The organism is Psychrobacter sp. 1Y10 (assembly GCF_052259005.1).
Lineage (GTDB): Bacteria > Pseudomonadota > Gammaproteobacteria > Pseudomonadales > Moraxellaceae > Psychrobacter > Psychrobacter saeujeotis.
Genome location: NZ_JBQQES010000006.1, coordinates 165,405 through 182,162, shown reverse-complemented (window position 1 = coordinate 182,162; position 16,758 = coordinate 165,405). Strand labels below are relative to the sequence as shown.

Here is a 16,758-nt window from a genome sequence, read left to right as displayed (position 1 = left end):
TCAATAATAATAGCTCAGCCCCTATAAACTATTTTTAATGATTAGTGGATGGAAGGTCGCGAAAGGTATTGTTTACATTACCAATCAGTTGACCGCCATCGACTTCATCATACTCTGGGCTATTAACGGTTTTTTCTGTAGGGGCGCTGGTCTCTTTACCTTTATCACGCGAGTCTTTGTTATAAGCAATCAGCGCATCGTTGTTTGCCAAAAAGCTATTAGGGTTTGCCATGACCCACATCTGGTTAAAGACATCAGCACGAGCGCTTTGATCAAGTAGCGCCCCCTTATCTGTAAAGTAAAAGTACTTCGATAGTAGCTTAATTTGACCATCATCTAGGCGACGTGCAATATGATAAGGTTGCAATTGGCTTGGGTGCTCAAGACCAACTGCCCCGACAATACTGGCGAGCGATTTGAGTGTGTTTTTATGAAAGCTTGCAACGCGCTCAGCTTTGCTTGGCACATCGAGCGCTTTTTGACGATACGGATCTTGGGTTGCAACCCCTGTTGGACAAGTATTGGTATGACAAGAGCGCGACTGAATACAGCCAACCGCAAACATAAAGCCGCGCGCAGAGTTACACCAATCGGCGCCTAGCGCGATTAGACGAGCAATATCAAAACCTGTCACAATCTTGCCACTGACGCCAAGTTTAACCTTGTCACGGACGCCAGCCCCAACTAAGGTGTTATGTACCAACAAAAACCCTTCAACCATGGGCATGCCGACATTGTCCATAAACTCAACGGGTGCTGCGCCCGTACCACCTTCTGCACCATCAATCACGATAAAATCAGGGTAATTGTCCATCTCTATCATGGCTTTGACAATCGCCATAAACTGCCACGGCTGACCAATACACAGCTTAAAGCCCACAGGTTTACCGCCGGACAGCTCGCGTAGCTCTTGCCAAAAATTCACCAGCTCGCGCGGGGTACTAAAGGCAGTATGCGAGGAGGGCGACACACAGTCTTGACCAGTAGAGACTTGACGCGTATCTGCAATCTCTTGAGTGATTTTTTCGCTTGGTAGCACGCCACCTTTACCTGGTTTTGCGCCCTGTGATAGTTTGATTTCAATCATTTTTACTTGTGGGTCAACCGCTTTTTCGGCAAAGGACTGTGGGTCGAAGTCGCCATTTTCATCACGGCAACCAAAATAACCCGTACCAATCTCCCAAATCAGGTCCCCACCGAATTTACGGTGATAAGGACTGATTGCGCCCTCGCCCGTATCGTGGGTAAAGCCGCCCATCTTCGCGCCTTGGTTGAGCGCCATAATGGCATTGGCAGACAAGCTTCCAAAGCTCATCGCTGAGATGTTAAATACGGACATATCATGCGGCTGGGTGCAATGCTTGCCACCGACGATGATACGAAAGTCTTTATTTTTTATAGGTGCGCTAATCGCTGATTGCAAAAACCACTCTTTACCATGCGCGTATAAATCATCGAGCGTTCCAAAAGCATTGGTGTCACTGACCCCTTTTGCCCGCTGATAGACCAATGCCCGCTGTTGACGTGAAAACGGTACTTGTTCTTTATCGTCCTCAAGCAAATACTGACGAATCTCGGGGCGAAAATCCTCTAGTACGTAACGAATATGACCTGCGACAGGGTAGTTGTTTAAGATGGAATGCTTGGATTGAACTAGATCATAAATACCTAAACCTACTGCCAAACCACCAATAACAATCAACCACCAGTTGATTAATAATAGCCCTGCCAAAAAAATTAAAATAGAGGCACCAAAGGTACTATAGCGTAGTAGCAGTCCTGTGATGTAAGGGCGACTGTGTTTGGGTTCAGGATTTAGATTGGTACGAGATTGGGGCATAGCAAGGCTCGGCAGTAATACGTAAAGATTAAAAAGGCGATAATAATCGAAAGAGCAAGTAGATCAAAAAACCCCTCTTTTATCATTATTAAGCACAAATAACGCGCTCAAATTTATCGCCTATATCATACACATATGATATCACTGCATAGCGGTATTTGAGTAACAATGTGCTAATGTAGTTATTATAAGGTTCATACTCATAGGTGGCTTAACCGACGACCTGCACCAATGTTTTATCGTCATCAATAGCATTAAACTTAATTTCAACGGGCAAGAACTGCTCAATCAACCACGCTTGGGTTTTAGAATGCTCGCTGACGACACGCGCTGTAAATTCACCGCCACCTGACAAGGCTAAAGGTAATAGTAGCTGATCGGTTAAGTACTCATCGACCAGCGCATCCGTTTGAAATAGATAACGTTTCACCAGTCCTGCTAAGCGGCTACCCACATTTTCCGCTGAGCTGCGTTTCTCTCCTAGCAAGGTAAAAACTTCTTGGTGCGTGTGCTCTCCAGTTTTGTGGGTTACTCTATGAGTGACGAGGGCATAACAAGTATTTCCCTCACCGATGCCGCGTAGTTTATTGCCTTGCGTACTAATAAGCGTCTCGTTGATACCTGACTCAATGAGCGCACTTTTGGCGCTGGCAAGCTCGCGTTTGCAAATATCATAGTCTAGATTGAGCACACTAGCGATCAGCTCTATGCTGATAAGCTCTCCACGTTTGGTTAGCTGTAATGATTTTGAATCAGCACGACGCATAAACGGTGTGATAGTCGCTTGAACCACGCCGCCACCAATAGGTGCAAAGCCAGCTTGCTGGCATTCAAGTTCGACTTGCATGCCCAGCTTCGCTAGTGCAGGTATAAAGGCCTGCTGTAAAAAGTCGCTGGTCGGTGCCATCGGATTATGGGTGCCGCCTTTAATGGTCACGGTTGATTTGCAATGTTGATCGGCATTGGCAAATAGTAGAGCAGGGAGCAGGGTTTGTAGCACCAGACTGGTACTGCCTGCCGAGCCAATATCAAAGGTGTAGTCACCGAACTTAACAGTATTTGGCGTAAAACTAAAAGCCGTGCTACCTAAATGCGCGCCTGATACGCTGGCGTTTGAGATTGCTTGCGATGCCTCTACGCACATCAAGTGCTGGCGCATAAGTCCGGGTTTGGCACGACCTGCGCGGATATTGCTAATCTCAATCGGCGTGCCCGTTAGCATCGATAGTGAGAGCGCGGTACGGATGATTTGTCCGCCGCCTTCGCCGGTGCTGCCGTCGATTTTTAGGGGTTTGGTTTTTGGCATAGGGTTTTCTTTTTAGCGGATGAGTAGGGCTTCGGCAAGTTTAATTTTGGTTCTCTCTTATTTGCTAATTTTATTTTTTAAGTATATTTCTTTCGCTCGATAAACTTGTCCTGAATTAAAATATTAGGAATATTTTCAAGAGCTTCTTTCTCAGCTTTGATCCTAGCTGCAAAGACGAAAGAGAAAATAGCTGAACGCGTCAATTGCAAAACATGCTCTGCGCTTTCAACAAATTCGGACTCAGAAATAAAAACTGGTTCTTCATAATAGGTTAACGAGGCTTCAATGCTTTCAGGTTTTTCATTCTCGTAAACAAATACGAAGCTATGTTCCAAGGCGTTTCGCCACTGCTTGTAAAAACTAAGCTCGCCTTCTAACTTATGGTTTAAATCACAAGCTATACTATATAAACCAATCAAACCTTCATTATCATAAGCTTCGAACTTTTGAAGTCTTTCTTCATTTTCAAGTTCCCAGAAAGTATGAAAATATGAAGGTCTGACTTTACCTTACCTTTACTGTTTTTGAGTTGTAAATCAAACAACAAGGCTACAGCATTACCTATCTTATCTAATATACCAAAGCAAATTCTAAAAGCAGTACGGAGCTTTTCGATATTTGTTCCTAGCAACTCGTTGTCATATAGCTCTGCATAGCAAGCATCGTCGTCGATATCGTTATCGCTCTTAGCAACTTTGTATTCATACAGCATCAATCTAGCAAGTCCGAATTCCGATTTAAGCCTATTTAGTACCTTTTCCATTGGCAATATGAAATCCCCAGATATAGCTCTAGTAGTTAAAGGAATAGTTAAATTATCACGGGCACTTCCATAGCATTTACAATATAAGCCATGTTCACTAAGGCTTAAGAAGCTATCTAAGCACCACTTCCGATACTCTGAAAAAGATTGATATTCCTGCTCATCTAAATGGCTGTTATCTTCTATAGCTATTCCCATATCCAAGCATTTTTTTTCGATATCACTATCTATTCTCTCAGCTCTTAGGAGATAGTGTTTTGCCCAGTCAGGAGGTATGCACTTTGATGCACTTTGATGCACTTGCTTTTCTGTAACCTAAAGCTATTTCTTTACCCTGCTGAACAGTATGCATTTTAGTAATGCTATTCAGTAAAATTAAACATTCACTACGGTTTACCCAAGCTTGAGCGATATCCAAATTCATTGCGATAACTTGATCGTATAGAGCTAATGCCTCGGAAAATCTGTATTGTTGCTTAAGGTTATTTCCTAGATTCACTAAGTATTGTGGTTGAGCTTCTATTTCTTGTTCTCTACAATTTAAAATAGCTTTAAGGAAAAGTGAATTAATTTTTGACAACTCTGGAATAGATTTGATATCTGAAGCTAAAGAATTGCCATATTTATGCTGAATTATATTTCGGTTAGCATTTGCTAAACAGTAATAATAACTATCACGAGTTAAACAGTTTTCAAAGCTATCAGATTCCATTATTTTTAAGCCTATATAGTTAGCTTCTGCCTTAGAAGCCATATGACCTATATCGACAAATATACCAGCGAGTCTAAAAAGTGCTAAAGATAAACTTGGTTCATTAATATCATTAACCTCTTCTAGAAGCTCCTTCAAATATAAGCATAACTTATAGCTTTCCTCAAACTGTCCTTCATCAATCATTTCAGATGCATTGTCTAGCTGCAAGTTTGTATATAGAACCCTAGATTGAATAGAATCTTCCATAAAATTTTTCCTGTTTGTTATAAAATTGCAGTTCCTATTTAGCCTTTAACACAAACCACTTGCCGCAAAGTATGCACCACTTCCACCAAGTCACTTTGTGCTTGCATCACATCGTCAATGTCTTTATATGCCGCTGGAATCTCGTCAATCACTTCTTTATCCTTACGACATTCCACCCCTTCGGTTTGGGCGATCTGATCATCTACCGTAAAGGTCTTTTTGGCTTCAGTACGCGACATGATACGACCCGCGCCGTGCGAGCAAGAATGGAAAGATTCTGCGTTGCCTTTGCCGCGTACGATAAAGGATTTTGCACCCATCGATCCTGGGATAATACCGTATTCACTGACGCGGGCACGTACTGCGCCTTTACGCGTAACGAATACTTCCTCACCGTAGTGCTCTTCTTTAGCCACATAGTTATGATGACAGTTCACCGCTTTTCTTTGGGCATTGAAGGGTTTGGTAACAATATTGCGTAGTGCTTTAATAGCATTTTCCATCATGATTTCACGGTTTTTAAAGGCGAATCGTTGCGCCCAACCGACCGCAAACCAATAATCATCGAAGTGCTCAGTCCCTTCGGCAAAGTACGCCAAATCTTTATCCGGCAAATTGATAAACCACTTGCGCATATCTTCACGCGCTAACTCGATAAAGTAACGACCGATGGTATTACCGACCCCGCGCGAGCCGGAGTGCAGCATAATCCACACCTGATTGGTCTCATCCAAGCACACCTCGACAAAATGGTTGCCGGTTCCGAGCGTGCCCAAGTGCTTTAGGTTATTGGTGTTTCTAAGCTTAGGGTGCTTTTGGGTGAGATAATTAAAATCATCAACCAGCGTGCCCCAGCCGTCTTGAACGGTGTCATCAGGGTTTGACCACGCGCCGACATCACGGCGAGAACCGCGTCCGCGAGTTTTACTGCGACCGTGCGGAATGGCTTTTTCCAGCTCGCTACGTAGGCCCTGCAAGTTATCAGGCAAGTCCTCAGCGGTTAAGGTGGTTTGCACCGCCATCATGCCGCAGCCGATATCGACACCGACTGCCGCTGGAATAATCGCCTCTTTAGTCGGTAATACTGTACCGATGGTTGCGCCGATACCCACGTGCACATCGGGCATCACCGCTAGCCACTTGTAAATAAATGGCATCTGCGAGGCTTTAATCAGCTGATCATGCGCTTTGGGATCGACAGGCACGCCTTTGGTCCAAAGTTTTATCGGGGTTCCGCCATCTTGAATGATGTTATGAGTGGTAGGTTGCATAGCGTGCTCCTTAGCGTTGTAAAAATTGTTTTTCTTATTTTATATAGTGCTAAGGGTATGCCAAATTTTCTATTCCCTAGAATTATTTTTATAAGTATCTGATATAAAAAGAAAAATAGTTTTACATTTTGAGAAGAGTTATATTCATAAAATAGCTTTGAACTTTAAAAATATAAATTATTCTATTGTTATATAATTTAATATATATTAGGTAAGATTAAAGTTAAGTAGTATTTGAATATATTTTTAAGTGTGTAGTTTAGAGACAGGTGTAGCGTAGATGATGGCTCACGGAGTGCAATACTACATAATCATCCGGTTACCTTATGAAACCAATCAGGACTTTGTATTTACAAATAAAACATCTGGCAGTTTGGCTTAAGTATTGGGACTATATGAGATGGCTATCGGGGGCAATAACTACATTGACGATGGGCAAGCGACTGATGAGCTAGATATGGATCAGCTGATAAAGATAGACAGCTAATTAAAGTAACTGTCTAAAAAGAATACGCTTGTTTTAACCTTATAAAAAACAGTATTAATCATTCGCCAAATGTTTTGCAGACTATTAATACTGTTTTATTACTCAGCGACTGGCTCTACCGGCTCAACTTCAGTATCTGGCGGTCCTTCAACTGGCGCTGCTTCTTCTGGTGGCGGCTCAGCACAAGCGCCAAGCAGTAATGTGGCTCCTAATAGACCATACATGATTTGGTTTCTCATTTTTGTTCCTTATTTATAATAGGCATTTATACGCTATGGTTATAATGATAGCTGGTTGCTTTGATTATAGCAGAATGTCCCTTTTTACAAAGCTCAATAGAGCAGCTGACTTATAATAAAAATATGCCTAATAACTCTCAGTCTAATATAAAACATCTTAACCAAGCTATCCCTAATAAAACCGCCATCATCGGCTTTCTCGGTACCACCTTAGACAACGGCTTTAATGACAAGCGTTGGCAACGCTGGCGACCGACGGTAAGTCTATGCCTGCACGATGATATGCTCGTCGATGAGCTGCATGTTTTATATAGCAAGCGTGATAAGCGCCTGTTTAAGATTGTCAAAGACGATATCGCCAAAGTCAGTCCGCAGACACAAGTCATCGCTCATCATGTGACGTTATCAAGCCCGTGGGACTTTGCCGATGTCTATGCCGAGCTATATGACTTTGCCACAGGCTTTGATTTTCAAGATAATACTGATTACTTGCTACATCTCACCACAGGCACGCATGTGGCACAGATTTGCTGGTTTTTACTGGTGGAGGCGGGGTTTATTCCTGCCGATCTGGTTCAAACTTCGCCGTGCCCAAGACCCGACCAAGCTGATCCGCAAGGCCGCTATCAAGTGATTGATTTGGATGTCTCACGCTACGATGGCTTGCGTGAGCGTTTTGAGGCCGAAAAGCAGCAACATTGGCAAACCTTACAAGCCAATCTGGTCACCCAAAACGCTGCTTATCAAAAGCTAATATCCGATATCGAAAAAGTCGCGACGCGCTCCACCGCGCCAATACTTTTAATAGGCGCAACAGGGGCAGGCAAGTCGCAATTGGCGAGCCAAATCTACGCGCTTAAAAAAGCCAAAGCCAATAGCAGCGCGCAAAACAAATATACCCTTGATAACTTTGTCGAGGTCAACTGTGCCACCTTGCGCGGCGATACCGCTATGAGCGTACTCTTTGGTCATATCAAAGGCGCGTTTACCGGCGCGGCGTCCAGTCGTGAGGGACTGCTAAAATCAGCCGATGGCGGATTGTTGTTTTTAGATGAAATCGGCGAGTTGGGTCTTGATGAGCAAGCGATGTTACTAACCGCTTTGGAGGAGCAGCGCTTTTATCCGCTGGGTAGTGATACGCCGATCAGTGTCTCATTTCAGCTGATGGCAGGAACCAATAAAGACCTGCGACAAGCAGTTGCCAATGGAGAGTTTCGTGCGGATTTATTTGCACGGCTCAATACTTGGACGTTTTTTTTGCCCTCATTAAAAGACCGCTTAGAGGATTTACCTGCCAATATCGACTATGAGCTGGCGCGTTTGGGTAGCGAGCAGCAACAGCAATTCCGCTTTACGGTTGATGCGCGGCAATTATACGAAGACTTTGCGACAAGTTCTGAGGCGACATGGCAAGGTAACTTTCGTGATTTGACCGCGAGTATGATTCGCTTAACAACGCTGACTGAAAGTAAAGTGATTCGGAAAACAGACGTACAAGCAGAGATCGCGCGCTTGATGAATATTTGGGGTTTGGTAGATGGTTTGAATGGCTCGAACAGTTTAAGTAATGATAAAGGCAATGACGCAACTAAAAATAGCCTAAGTAATGGTTCAAGTAATGATGTTAAAATCAGTTCCAACAGTGAGTTAGTTGAGCAGGGTAGTTATGACATTCTAAATAAATATTTAGATAATGAAACCCTTGCTACGATTGATCCGTTTGACGCAGTACAACTGGCGTATGTCATTGAGGTGTGTATCAGCCATAAAAACCAAGCGGCGGCGGGACGCTATCTTTACGCTAATTCAAGAGATAAGCTTAAAAGCCCAAATGATAGCGATAGATTGCGTAAGTATTTGCTCAAATTCGGGCTTAGATTTGATGAGCTGGGGTAGAGTTTAAAAGCATTGTTTTTGCTGATTGAATATTAAAATAAAAGGAAGTAGTTATGAGTGATCCACGATGAAATCTGTGGCGGCGATCCTTACATTGCTCATGTTCGCAATCGTTATAAGGTTAATGCTAATGGTTCGATAATGATCTATAGCGTTAAAGATGATAAATATCAACCGCTTTAATCCCCACCACCAATCCGCTCCGCCAATGCCTGCAACTTTGGCACTATCATCTCAGCATAGTCATCTGCTTCCCAGTTGGCACTTGGCACACTAGCATTGAGTGAATACGCATATTGCCCAGTGGCGACATCAAACACCCCAACCGCGACTGCTAATATGTCAGTAGAAAACTCTCCATCAGACACAGTATAACCGTACTGCTCATAATGCTCCGCTGCGCTGGCTAGAGTGCTTTGCGCATGGTTATAATTCTCGACAGACAAATTCTCTTGCAGATTGCCAATGATAACCGCCTGTCTTTCTTGTGAGCTTGCCGCATAAAAAGTTCGTCCAATGGCGGTGCGTGCAATGGGTACGGCTGAGCCAACTTGTAAATTGACCGATAGGCGAGCAGGGCTACGGCAGCAGGCAAGATAACGCATTTCGCCTGCAATCTCTGTGGCTAAGTTCACTGACACTTCGTTTTGTGTTGCAAACTGACGTAGCAAAGGTTCAGCAAATGCGACTACATCATGACGACTCCAAGCAGTAGCGCTTAATCGCACTGCGCTACTACCCAACTCATACTGACCGTAGGCGGTGATACGTAAAAATCCAAGCGTGGTTAAAGTGTAAATTAACCGAGTGATGGTCGCTTTCGGTAGTGCTGTCATTTGGCACAATTGCTGATGACTTAACTGCTCTTGCTGTTCAAAGGCAGCAAGTATAGACAAGCCGCGCCCAAGCGCCGTGACAAACTGTCTGTCTTCTGTCTTTTTGCTTTGCACAAGGGCATTATTCGTGCGTACTAGTAAAGGCGTCGGTTTTGGCAAGTTTTTTGTCATTTTTTGACCGCATATATTCAAAAAGGTTTACAAGAGAGATAAATTTTGCTTAAATAGTTTTACATTATGAAACTAAGTTTCACATAGCGGAACTTGGTTGTCAAATAAAATTGTTGTCAAATAAAATTTGCTTGTGATTTAGCTGGTTATATAAGTAGTTTTTGATAAAACGTTGATGAACAGTTTTTACAAGCCGTCTTAAGTAAAGGAGTACGACATGTCAGCACCTACTAACCTACGAACGAATGCCAGCCCAAGTTTTGATTGGGAAGATCCTTTTTTATTGCGTAATCAGCTTACTGATGAAGAGCGCATGGTCAATGAAAGCTCGCATCAGTTTTTTCAAAAAGAATTAATGCCTGGTATTTTAGAGGCCAATCGCAACGAAAATTTCGACCGTAATATTATGCGTCAAATGGGCGAGATGGGCTTACTTGGCGTAACGATTGAAGGTTACGGCTGTGCTGGTTTGTCAAGCGTGGCTTATGGTCTAATTGCTAAAGAAGTGGAAGCAGTAGATTCCGGTTACCGCTCTGCGATGAGTGTGCAGTCAAGCTTGGTTATGCATCCTATCCATGAGTATGGTACTGAAGAGCAAAGAGAGAAGTATCTGCCTAAGCTTGCTTCAGGGGAATATGTCGGTTGCTTCGGTCTGACCGAGCCTGATTCAGGTTCAGATCCTGCGTCAATGTCGACTCGTGCGCGTGCTGTCGATGGCGGTTATGAGCTGACTGGTAATAAGATGTGGATTACCAACAGTCCTATCGCTGATGTGTTCGTCGTATGGGCAAAAGATGATGAAGGCGACATTCGAGGCTTTATCTTAGATAAAGGTATGAAAGGTCTATCTGCACCGAAGATCGAAGGTAAGTTCTCACTGCGCGCTTCAGTGACTGGTGAGATTGTCATGGACAAAGTATTTGTTCCTGAAGCCAATGCCTTCCCAGATATTCGTGGTCTTAAAGGTCCGTTTGGTTGCTTAAATAAAGCCCGTTACGGTATCGCATGGGGTTCAATGGGTGCGGCTGAATTTTGCTGGAAAGCCTCGCGCCAATATACCCTTGATCGCAAACAGTTTGGCCGTCCATTAGCCGCAACGCAATTGGTACAACTAAAACTTGCTAATATGCAAACTGAGATTGCCCTTGGCTTGCAAGCAGCGCTACGTGTTGGTCGCTTGATGGATGAGCATAATGCAGCGCCTGAGATGATATCGCTAATTAAGCGTAACAACTGCGGCAAGGCATTAGATATCGCTCGTGTTGCTCGTGATATGCATGGCGGTAACGGTATCTCTGATGAGTTCCATATCATTCGCCATGTCATGAACCTAGAAGCGGTTAATACTTATGAAGGTACGCATGACATCCATGCACTTATCCTAGGTCGTTCGCAGACTGGTATTCAAGCGTTTTATTAATCTAAAGCGCTAGCAAGGTAATAATTAGCTTTTGATTAATTCATAGCTAAATATCAATTTTCAACGACTAACGTACGTTACTGTTTAGCCTTTAATACAGCGCTTAACATTAGCGTGCGTTTTTTTATAATTTGAAATAATGATGTATGCGCAAGCTTAAAATAATGAATACCTCAATGTTTCTAAAAGGTAAGGGAATATCATGAGTACGACATTACAACCTTCTAATTCACAAGACGATATTGATAATGCACCACGGGCAGCTTTACAGGGTATTAAGGTATTGGACTTGTCTAGAGTATTGGCCGGTCCATCCTGTACACAAGTGCTCGCCGATCTTGGCGCAGAAGTCATCAAGGTTGAACGTCCTGGCATCGGAGATGAAACCCGTCATTGGGCACCGCCCAAATTCAGCGATGACACTTCTGCCTATTATGCGACTATTAACCGCAATAAAAAATCGCTCACTGTCGATATCACGACCCCAGCCGGACAAGCCATTATCAAGCAGCTAATCGCTGATAGCGATATCGTGGTAGAGAACTTTAAGGTTGGCGGTCTCAAAAAGTACGGCTTAGACTACGATAGCCTGAAACAAGACAATCCGCGCCTAATTTATGCCTCTTTAACGGGTTTTGGTCAGACAGGACCAGATGCTAAGCGTCCAGGTTATGATTATATTATCCAAGGACTATCAGGGTTGATGAGTATTACAGGCCCCAGCGATGGTGAACCACATAAGGTTGGCGTTGCCATTGTCGATTTATTTGCAGGTCTGCAACTCACGATTGGTATCCAAGCGGCACTATTGGCGCGTCAACATACTGGGCTTGGACAACACGTCGATGTGGCGTTATTAGATAGTGCGCTGGCCATGTTAGCTAACGTCGGTATGAATCATTTAGCATCAGGAACTGTACCACCAAGACTGGGCAACCAGCATCCAAACATCGTACCTTATCAGGTGTTTGCAGGTCAGGGTGAAGAGCATTTTATTTTAGCGTGTGGTAACGACAGCCAATTTGCCAAACTTTGCGAAGTGCTAGGAGTCGATTGGCATACCGACAACCGTTTTATGACCAATCCTGCACGAGTAGTAGAGCGTGATCTGTTGTGTGATAAGCTGGCTAAGAAGTTTGCCGAGCATCCGCGTGCGTATTGGTTAGAGGCATTAGAGCAGGCAGGTATTCCTTGCGGTGCCATTCATAACATCGCTGAAGCTTTAGCAATGCCGCAAGCGCAAGCACGTGAGATGATTGTTGATTTTGCCGCACAAGGCAGTCCGGTAAGAGCGCTTGGTAGCCCTATTAAGCTATCAGCTTCTCCAGTAACTTATCGTACACCGCCGCCGCGACTAAGCGAGCATACCGATAGCACGCTTGCAGATCTTGGCTATGATAGCGAGATGATAGCCAAACTCAAAGCAGACGGTATTGTTTAGTTAAAATGGACAACAAAGCTAGGCTGAGCGTGAAGGTATAAAGCCTAAGCGCTGCTCTATTTGTTTGGCCAACTCAATCAGAACAGCACTCACCTCAGCGCGTTTGGCTTCATATTCAACTTGCAAAAAGCTGACTGCCATGCCAGCGACTGCGTGACCAGAGGCATTACGAATATAAGTACCTAAGCAATACATACCCTCGCGTAGCTGTCCATCATCTAATGAAATACGGCTGTCATGAATAGCTGCCATCTCATCGGCAAAGCTGACAAAGTTGTCAACGCCATTTGGGGTTAGCGGTTTAGGAAATTGCCCCTCATATATCGTCTCTATAGTATCTATAGGTAAGGTTGAGAGCATGGCTTTGCCCGTCGCCGAAAATACGGCGGGCACACGTACCCCAGCACGGAAGGTAAAGCCGAGCGGCGCAGGGGCTTCATGACAGGCCAAAAATACCACTTCTCCTAAGTCCAGTTTAGATAGCGTGACGGTATGCTGTAGTAGGGCAGGATACTGTACGATTAAGTCTTTAAATAGCTGGATCACACCTTGCTGCTGCTCATATTTGCCCGCCCAGTACATTAAATAAGAACCTAAATGAAAACGATTTTCAGCGTCTTTATAGATTACATGTTTGGTGAGCAGACTTTGTAAAATATTATGGGTTGAGCTGCGAGGAAGATCTAATTCTTTGGCAATATGAGCGGCTGTCAAGGGCTGGGTACTTGCCGTAATCAAATCTAAAATCTGAAAAGTTTTGTCTAATGCAGGAACAGCGGTTGAGCTCATAAGGGGCCTATAAAGGTGAGTAAAATTAAAAACAATAAAAATAAAGCGTTAAATAGTCATGAAAATGAGAATAAAGGTTGCAAAATGGATCCCATCATTCTTATAATGATGTCTCATATATAGAATCTATGTTCAGTATATTGAACAATATAACAGTTATCAATAATTATTTATGTAGAGTCGTATCAAAACGATTTCATTATCAAAGCTACTAATAACCGTTTTATCTACCTTTATAATATGCCATTAGTCCAATCGACAAGGAGCGTCAAAATGTCACAACGGTCACAATCTACTCTACAGTTGTCAAACCCAGACCTGCTTAAGCAACACTGCTTGATTAAGGATGGATGGCATGCTGCTAGTGATGAAGCCACTCTTGAAGTAAGTAACCCTTTTGGTGGGGACGTTATTGGCACTATTCCAAGTCTTACCACCGAAGACGTCAATGACGCTGTCGCTTATGCGCACGACGTACAAACAGCATGGGCTGCAAAAACACCAAAAGAACGTGCAGAATTATTGCAAAAATGGGCAGATCTCATTGATGCAAATAAAGAAGATCTTGCAATCATTATGACCGCGGAACAAGGCAAGCCTTTGACCGAGTCGCGCGGTGAGATTGGTTATGCCAATAGCTTTATTCGCTGGTTTGCAGAGGAAGGCAAGCGCGTTTACGGTGATGTGATTCCTGCCAATCAATCCCAACTGCGCCACGTCGTTCTTAAGCAGCCAGTTGGTGTTTGCGCGGCTATTACGCCTTGGAACTTTCCAGCTGCGATGATTACCCGAAAAGCTGCACCTGCATTAGCGGCAGGCTGTACGATGATCATCAAACCGGCCACTGAGACTCCATTTTCTGCGCTAGCATTAGGTGCATTAGCAGAGCAAGCAGGTATCCCAGCTGGTGTCATTCAAGTCGTTACTGGTAAATCATCAACGATTGGTGACATCCTTACAGGCGATACTCGTATTCATAAGTTATCATTCACAGGTTCTACGGAAGTGGGCCGTACTTTGATGGCTCAATGTGCACCGACTATCAAAAAGCTGTCATTAGAGCTGGGTGGCAACGCCCCATTTATCGTTTTTGATGACGCAGATCTTGAAAAAGCAGCCGAAGGCTTGATTGCTTCTAAATATCGTAACGCTGGTCAAACCTGTGTGTGCGCCAACCGTGTGTATGTCCAAGACAGCATCAAAGATGAATTTTTGGATGTGTTTGTCAAAAAAGTAGCTGAACTGAACGTTGGTAACGGCTTAGAGGAAGGCGTGGATATCGGTCCTTTAATCAACAAAAAAGCACTAGATAAGGTACAAGCACTACTCAAAGATGCATTGGATAAAGGCGCAACACTAATCGCTGGTGGTAGTATCAATAGCGCATCAGAGTTGACCTATAACCCGACTGTCATTACTGATCTTAGTAGTGACATGGACATTGCTCACGAAGAGATTTTTGGTCCTATCGCTACCATATTTACCTTTAACGACGAAGAAGAAGTGATTCGTAGAGCTAACGATACGATTTACGGATTGGCCGCTTACTTCTACAGCGGAGATTATGCTCGCTCATGGCGCGTCTCGGAAGGTCTTGAGTACGGTATCATCGGTCATAATACGGGACTTATCTCTACAGAAGTAGCTCCATTTGGCGGTGTGAAGCAGTCAGGATTTGGTCGTGAAGGCTCTAAATATGGTATCGAAGAATACGTTGTGACCAAGTACTGGTGCTCTGACGTCAGTTAATGATTTGACTGATGCATTTGGTTTTTAACAGTCAGTTTTTTGATCCTCAGCTTCTTCCATAGTTTTTGATGAATGTTAAGTTGAGGATCAATGCGTTAAAGAATTTTAGTGTTAAATAAAATTAATAAAATTTGGTATCTAGTATTTATTAGATAAATCGTTACTCAATAACCGCCACTTATGTAAAAATAAAGAAAAGGACATTCCTATGACTACGAACAATCAATCATTGCTTGAGCGCCGTAAAGCTGTGTTACCAACAGGACTTGGTGTGGCGTTTCCTATTTTCGCAGAAAAAGCAAAAAATTCTGAAGTTTGGGACGTTGAAGGTAATCGTTATATCGACTTTGTAGGCGGTATCTCAGTACTCAATACTGGTCACAGCCATCCAAAAATCACCCAGCGTGTCCATGAGCAACTAGACAAGTTTACGCATACAGCCGCGCAAATGATTAACTACGAATGCTACGTAGATCTTGCTGAAAAACTTTGCAAAAAAGCCCCCATCAGTGGCGATACCAAGGCTTTCTTTTTAACGACTGGTGCTGAAGCGGTTGAAAACTGCATTAAGATTGCTCGCGCTAAAACAGGTCGTCCAGGTGTTATCTCTTTCGTTGGCGGTTGGCATGGCCGTACGCTAATGTGCATGAGCCTAACAGGTAAAGTGCTTCCATACAAAAAGAACTTTGGCCCTATGCCAGGACCTGTTTTTCATGCGCTATTCCCAGCTGAAGAGTTGAACGTCACAGAAGCACAAGCGCTACATAGTCTTGAGATGATTTTTCAAGCGGATATCGATCCAAGCGAAGTGGCCGCGATGATCATTGAGCCAGTACAGGGTGAAGGCGGTTTTCATCAGGTAACGCCATCATTTGCTAAATCGTTGCGTAAAATTTGTGATGAGCATGGCATTGTACTGATTTTTGATGAAGTCCAGTGTGGTTTTGCACGTACGGGTACTTTGTTCGCCAGTGAGCAGCTAGGCGTCGAGCCTGATCTAATGACGAGCGCTAAAAGCTTAGCAGGTGGTTATCCTATCTCTGCAGTCATTGGTCGTGCTGATATTATGGATGCACCGCAAGTCGGCGGTTTGGGTGGGACTTATTCTGGTAACCCGCTTGCATGTGTGGCAGCACTGGCCGTCATGGAAGTCATTGAAGAAGAAAACCTACTTGAGCGCAGTGTTGAGATTGGCGATAAAATCGAAGCATTCTTAAAAGATCTAAACCTTAGCAGTATCGGTCATATTCGTCACAAAGGTGCAATGTTAGCTTTTGAGCTGATCGATAGTGAAGGCAAACCTGATACGGATGCAACAGCTAACCTAAAAGCTAAAGCTTTTGAACAAGGTTTATTGTTAGCGTCTTGTGGTATGCATGGCAACGCGATTCGTGTCATGGTTCCTCTAACAGTTGAAGATGAAGTATTGCAAGAAGGTCTTGATATTATAAAAGGTATTTTAACCGCTTAATTGCTACGCAGTTTTAGGGGCTTTGTGCTAAAACATATCGTAACGATTGTATCGGTTTTAACTAAATTTTTAGTTTGGTTAAAAGGTAGGGTATAGATATAAAAGCAAGGACGCTTTT

13 protein-coding genes and 1 pseudogene are annotated in these 16,758 nt (G+C 43.6%); 5 read left to right on the top strand and 9 right to left on the bottom strand.

The window, feature by feature from the left end; all coding sequences use genetic code 11:
- Positions 1–34: 34 nt before the first annotated feature.
- The 7 genes and pseudogenes from ACTXGH_RS09555 to ACTXGH_RS09525 all read right to left on the bottom strand — a co-directional run bounded on the left by ACTXGH_RS09555 (position 35) and on the right by ACTXGH_RS09525 (position 6,867).
- Entirely contained in the window at positions 35–1,840 is a 1,806-nt protein-coding gene (locus tag ACTXGH_RS09555; RefSeq protein WP_439261032.1) for an FMN-binding glutamate synthase family protein, read from the bottom strand.
- A 211-nt stretch (positions 1,841–2,051) separates the two neighbouring features.
- Positions 2,052–3,146, bottom strand: a complete 1,095-nt coding sequence (rtcA, locus tag ACTXGH_RS09550) for an RNA 3'-terminal phosphate cyclase (RefSeq protein WP_439296700.1) — start codon at positions 3,144–3,146, stop codon at positions 2,052–2,054.
- 77 nt (positions 3,147–3,223) lie between these two features.
- Positions 3,224–3,577 (bottom strand): annotated as a pseudogene (locus ACTXGH_RS09545) (LA2681 family HEPN domain-containing protein); the annotation flags it as partial.
- Positions 3,562–3,909 (bottom strand): LA2681 family HEPN domain-containing protein, encoded by a 348-nt coding sequence (locus tag ACTXGH_RS09540; RefSeq protein WP_443561735.1) that lies wholly within the window; start codon positions 3,907–3,909, stop codon positions 3,562–3,564. The gene ACTXGH_RS09540 and the pseudogene ACTXGH_RS09545, both read right to left, overlap by 16 nt.
- Positions 3,910–4,174: 265 nt before the next feature.
- The gene (locus ACTXGH_RS09535; RefSeq protein WP_439296701.1) at positions 4,175–4,870 is read right to left on the bottom strand and encodes a hypothetical protein; all 696 of its coding nucleotides are present in this window, start codon (positions 4,868–4,870) and stop codon (positions 4,175–4,177) included.
- Positions 4,871–4,908: 38 nt separating this feature from the next.
- On the bottom strand, positions 4,909–6,141 hold the full coding sequence (locus ACTXGH_RS09530) for an RtcB family protein (RefSeq protein ID WP_439296702.1): 1,233 nt from the start codon (positions 6,139–6,141) through the stop codon (positions 4,909–4,911).
- A 585-nt stretch (positions 6,142–6,726) separates the two neighbouring features.
- Positions 6,727–6,867 (bottom strand): hypothetical protein, encoded by a 141-nt coding sequence (locus ACTXGH_RS09525; protein ID WP_439261028.1) that lies wholly within the window; start codon positions 6,865–6,867, stop codon positions 6,727–6,729.
- 123 nt (positions 6,868–6,990) lie between these two features.
- Between ACTXGH_RS09525 and rtcR the strand changes: the two genes are divergently transcribed.
- Complete coding sequence (gene rtcR / locus ACTXGH_RS09520) at positions 6,991–8,763, top strand: RNA repair transcriptional activator RtcR (RefSeq protein ID WP_439296703.1); 1,773 nt, start codon at positions 6,991–6,993, stop codon at positions 8,761–8,763.
- Between the two features lie 179 nt (positions 8,764–8,942).
- On the opposite strand, the gene ACTXGH_RS09515 is transcribed toward rtcR, so the two are convergent.
- Positions 8,943–9,770, bottom strand: coding sequence for an IclR family transcriptional regulator (locus tag ACTXGH_RS09515; protein ID WP_439296705.1), 828 nt, complete (start codon positions 9,768–9,770; stop codon positions 8,943–8,945).
- A gap of 217 nt (positions 9,771–9,987) precedes the next feature.
- Here ACTXGH_RS09515 and ACTXGH_RS09510 point away from each other — a divergent pair, with 217 nt between their 5' ends.
- Positions 9,988–11,190, top strand: coding sequence for an acyl-CoA dehydrogenase (locus tag ACTXGH_RS09510; RefSeq protein ID WP_439296707.1), 1,203 nt, complete (start codon positions 9,988–9,990; stop codon positions 11,188–11,190).
- A 202-nt stretch (positions 11,191–11,392) separates the two neighbouring features.
- On the top strand, positions 11,393–12,631 hold the full coding sequence (locus ACTXGH_RS09505) for a CaiB/BaiF CoA transferase family protein (protein ID WP_439296708.1): 1,239 nt from the start codon (positions 11,393–11,395) through the stop codon (positions 12,629–12,631).
- Between the two features lie 18 nt (positions 12,632–12,649).
- Here the strand turns inward: ACTXGH_RS09505 and ACTXGH_RS09500 are convergent, their stop codons facing one another.
- Entirely contained in the window at positions 12,650–13,420 is a 771-nt protein-coding gene (locus tag ACTXGH_RS09500) for an IclR family transcriptional regulator (RefSeq protein WP_439261023.1), read from the bottom strand.
- Positions 13,421–13,693: 273 nt separating this feature from the next.
- Here ACTXGH_RS09500 and ACTXGH_RS09495 point away from each other — a divergent pair, with 273 nt between their 5' ends.
- Together ACTXGH_RS09495 and gabT are read left to right on the top strand one after the other, a co-directional pair.
- Positions 13,694–15,169, top strand: a complete 1,476-nt coding sequence (locus tag ACTXGH_RS09495) for an NAD-dependent succinate-semialdehyde dehydrogenase (RefSeq protein ID WP_439261022.1) — start codon at positions 13,694–13,696, stop codon at positions 15,167–15,169.
- A gap of 208 nt (positions 15,170–15,377) precedes the next feature.
- Positions 15,378–16,640, top strand: coding sequence for a 4-aminobutyrate--2-oxoglutarate transaminase (gene gabT, locus ACTXGH_RS09490; protein ID WP_439261021.1), 1,263 nt, complete (start codon positions 15,378–15,380; stop codon positions 16,638–16,640).
- Positions 16,641–16,758: the final 118 nt, after the last annotated feature.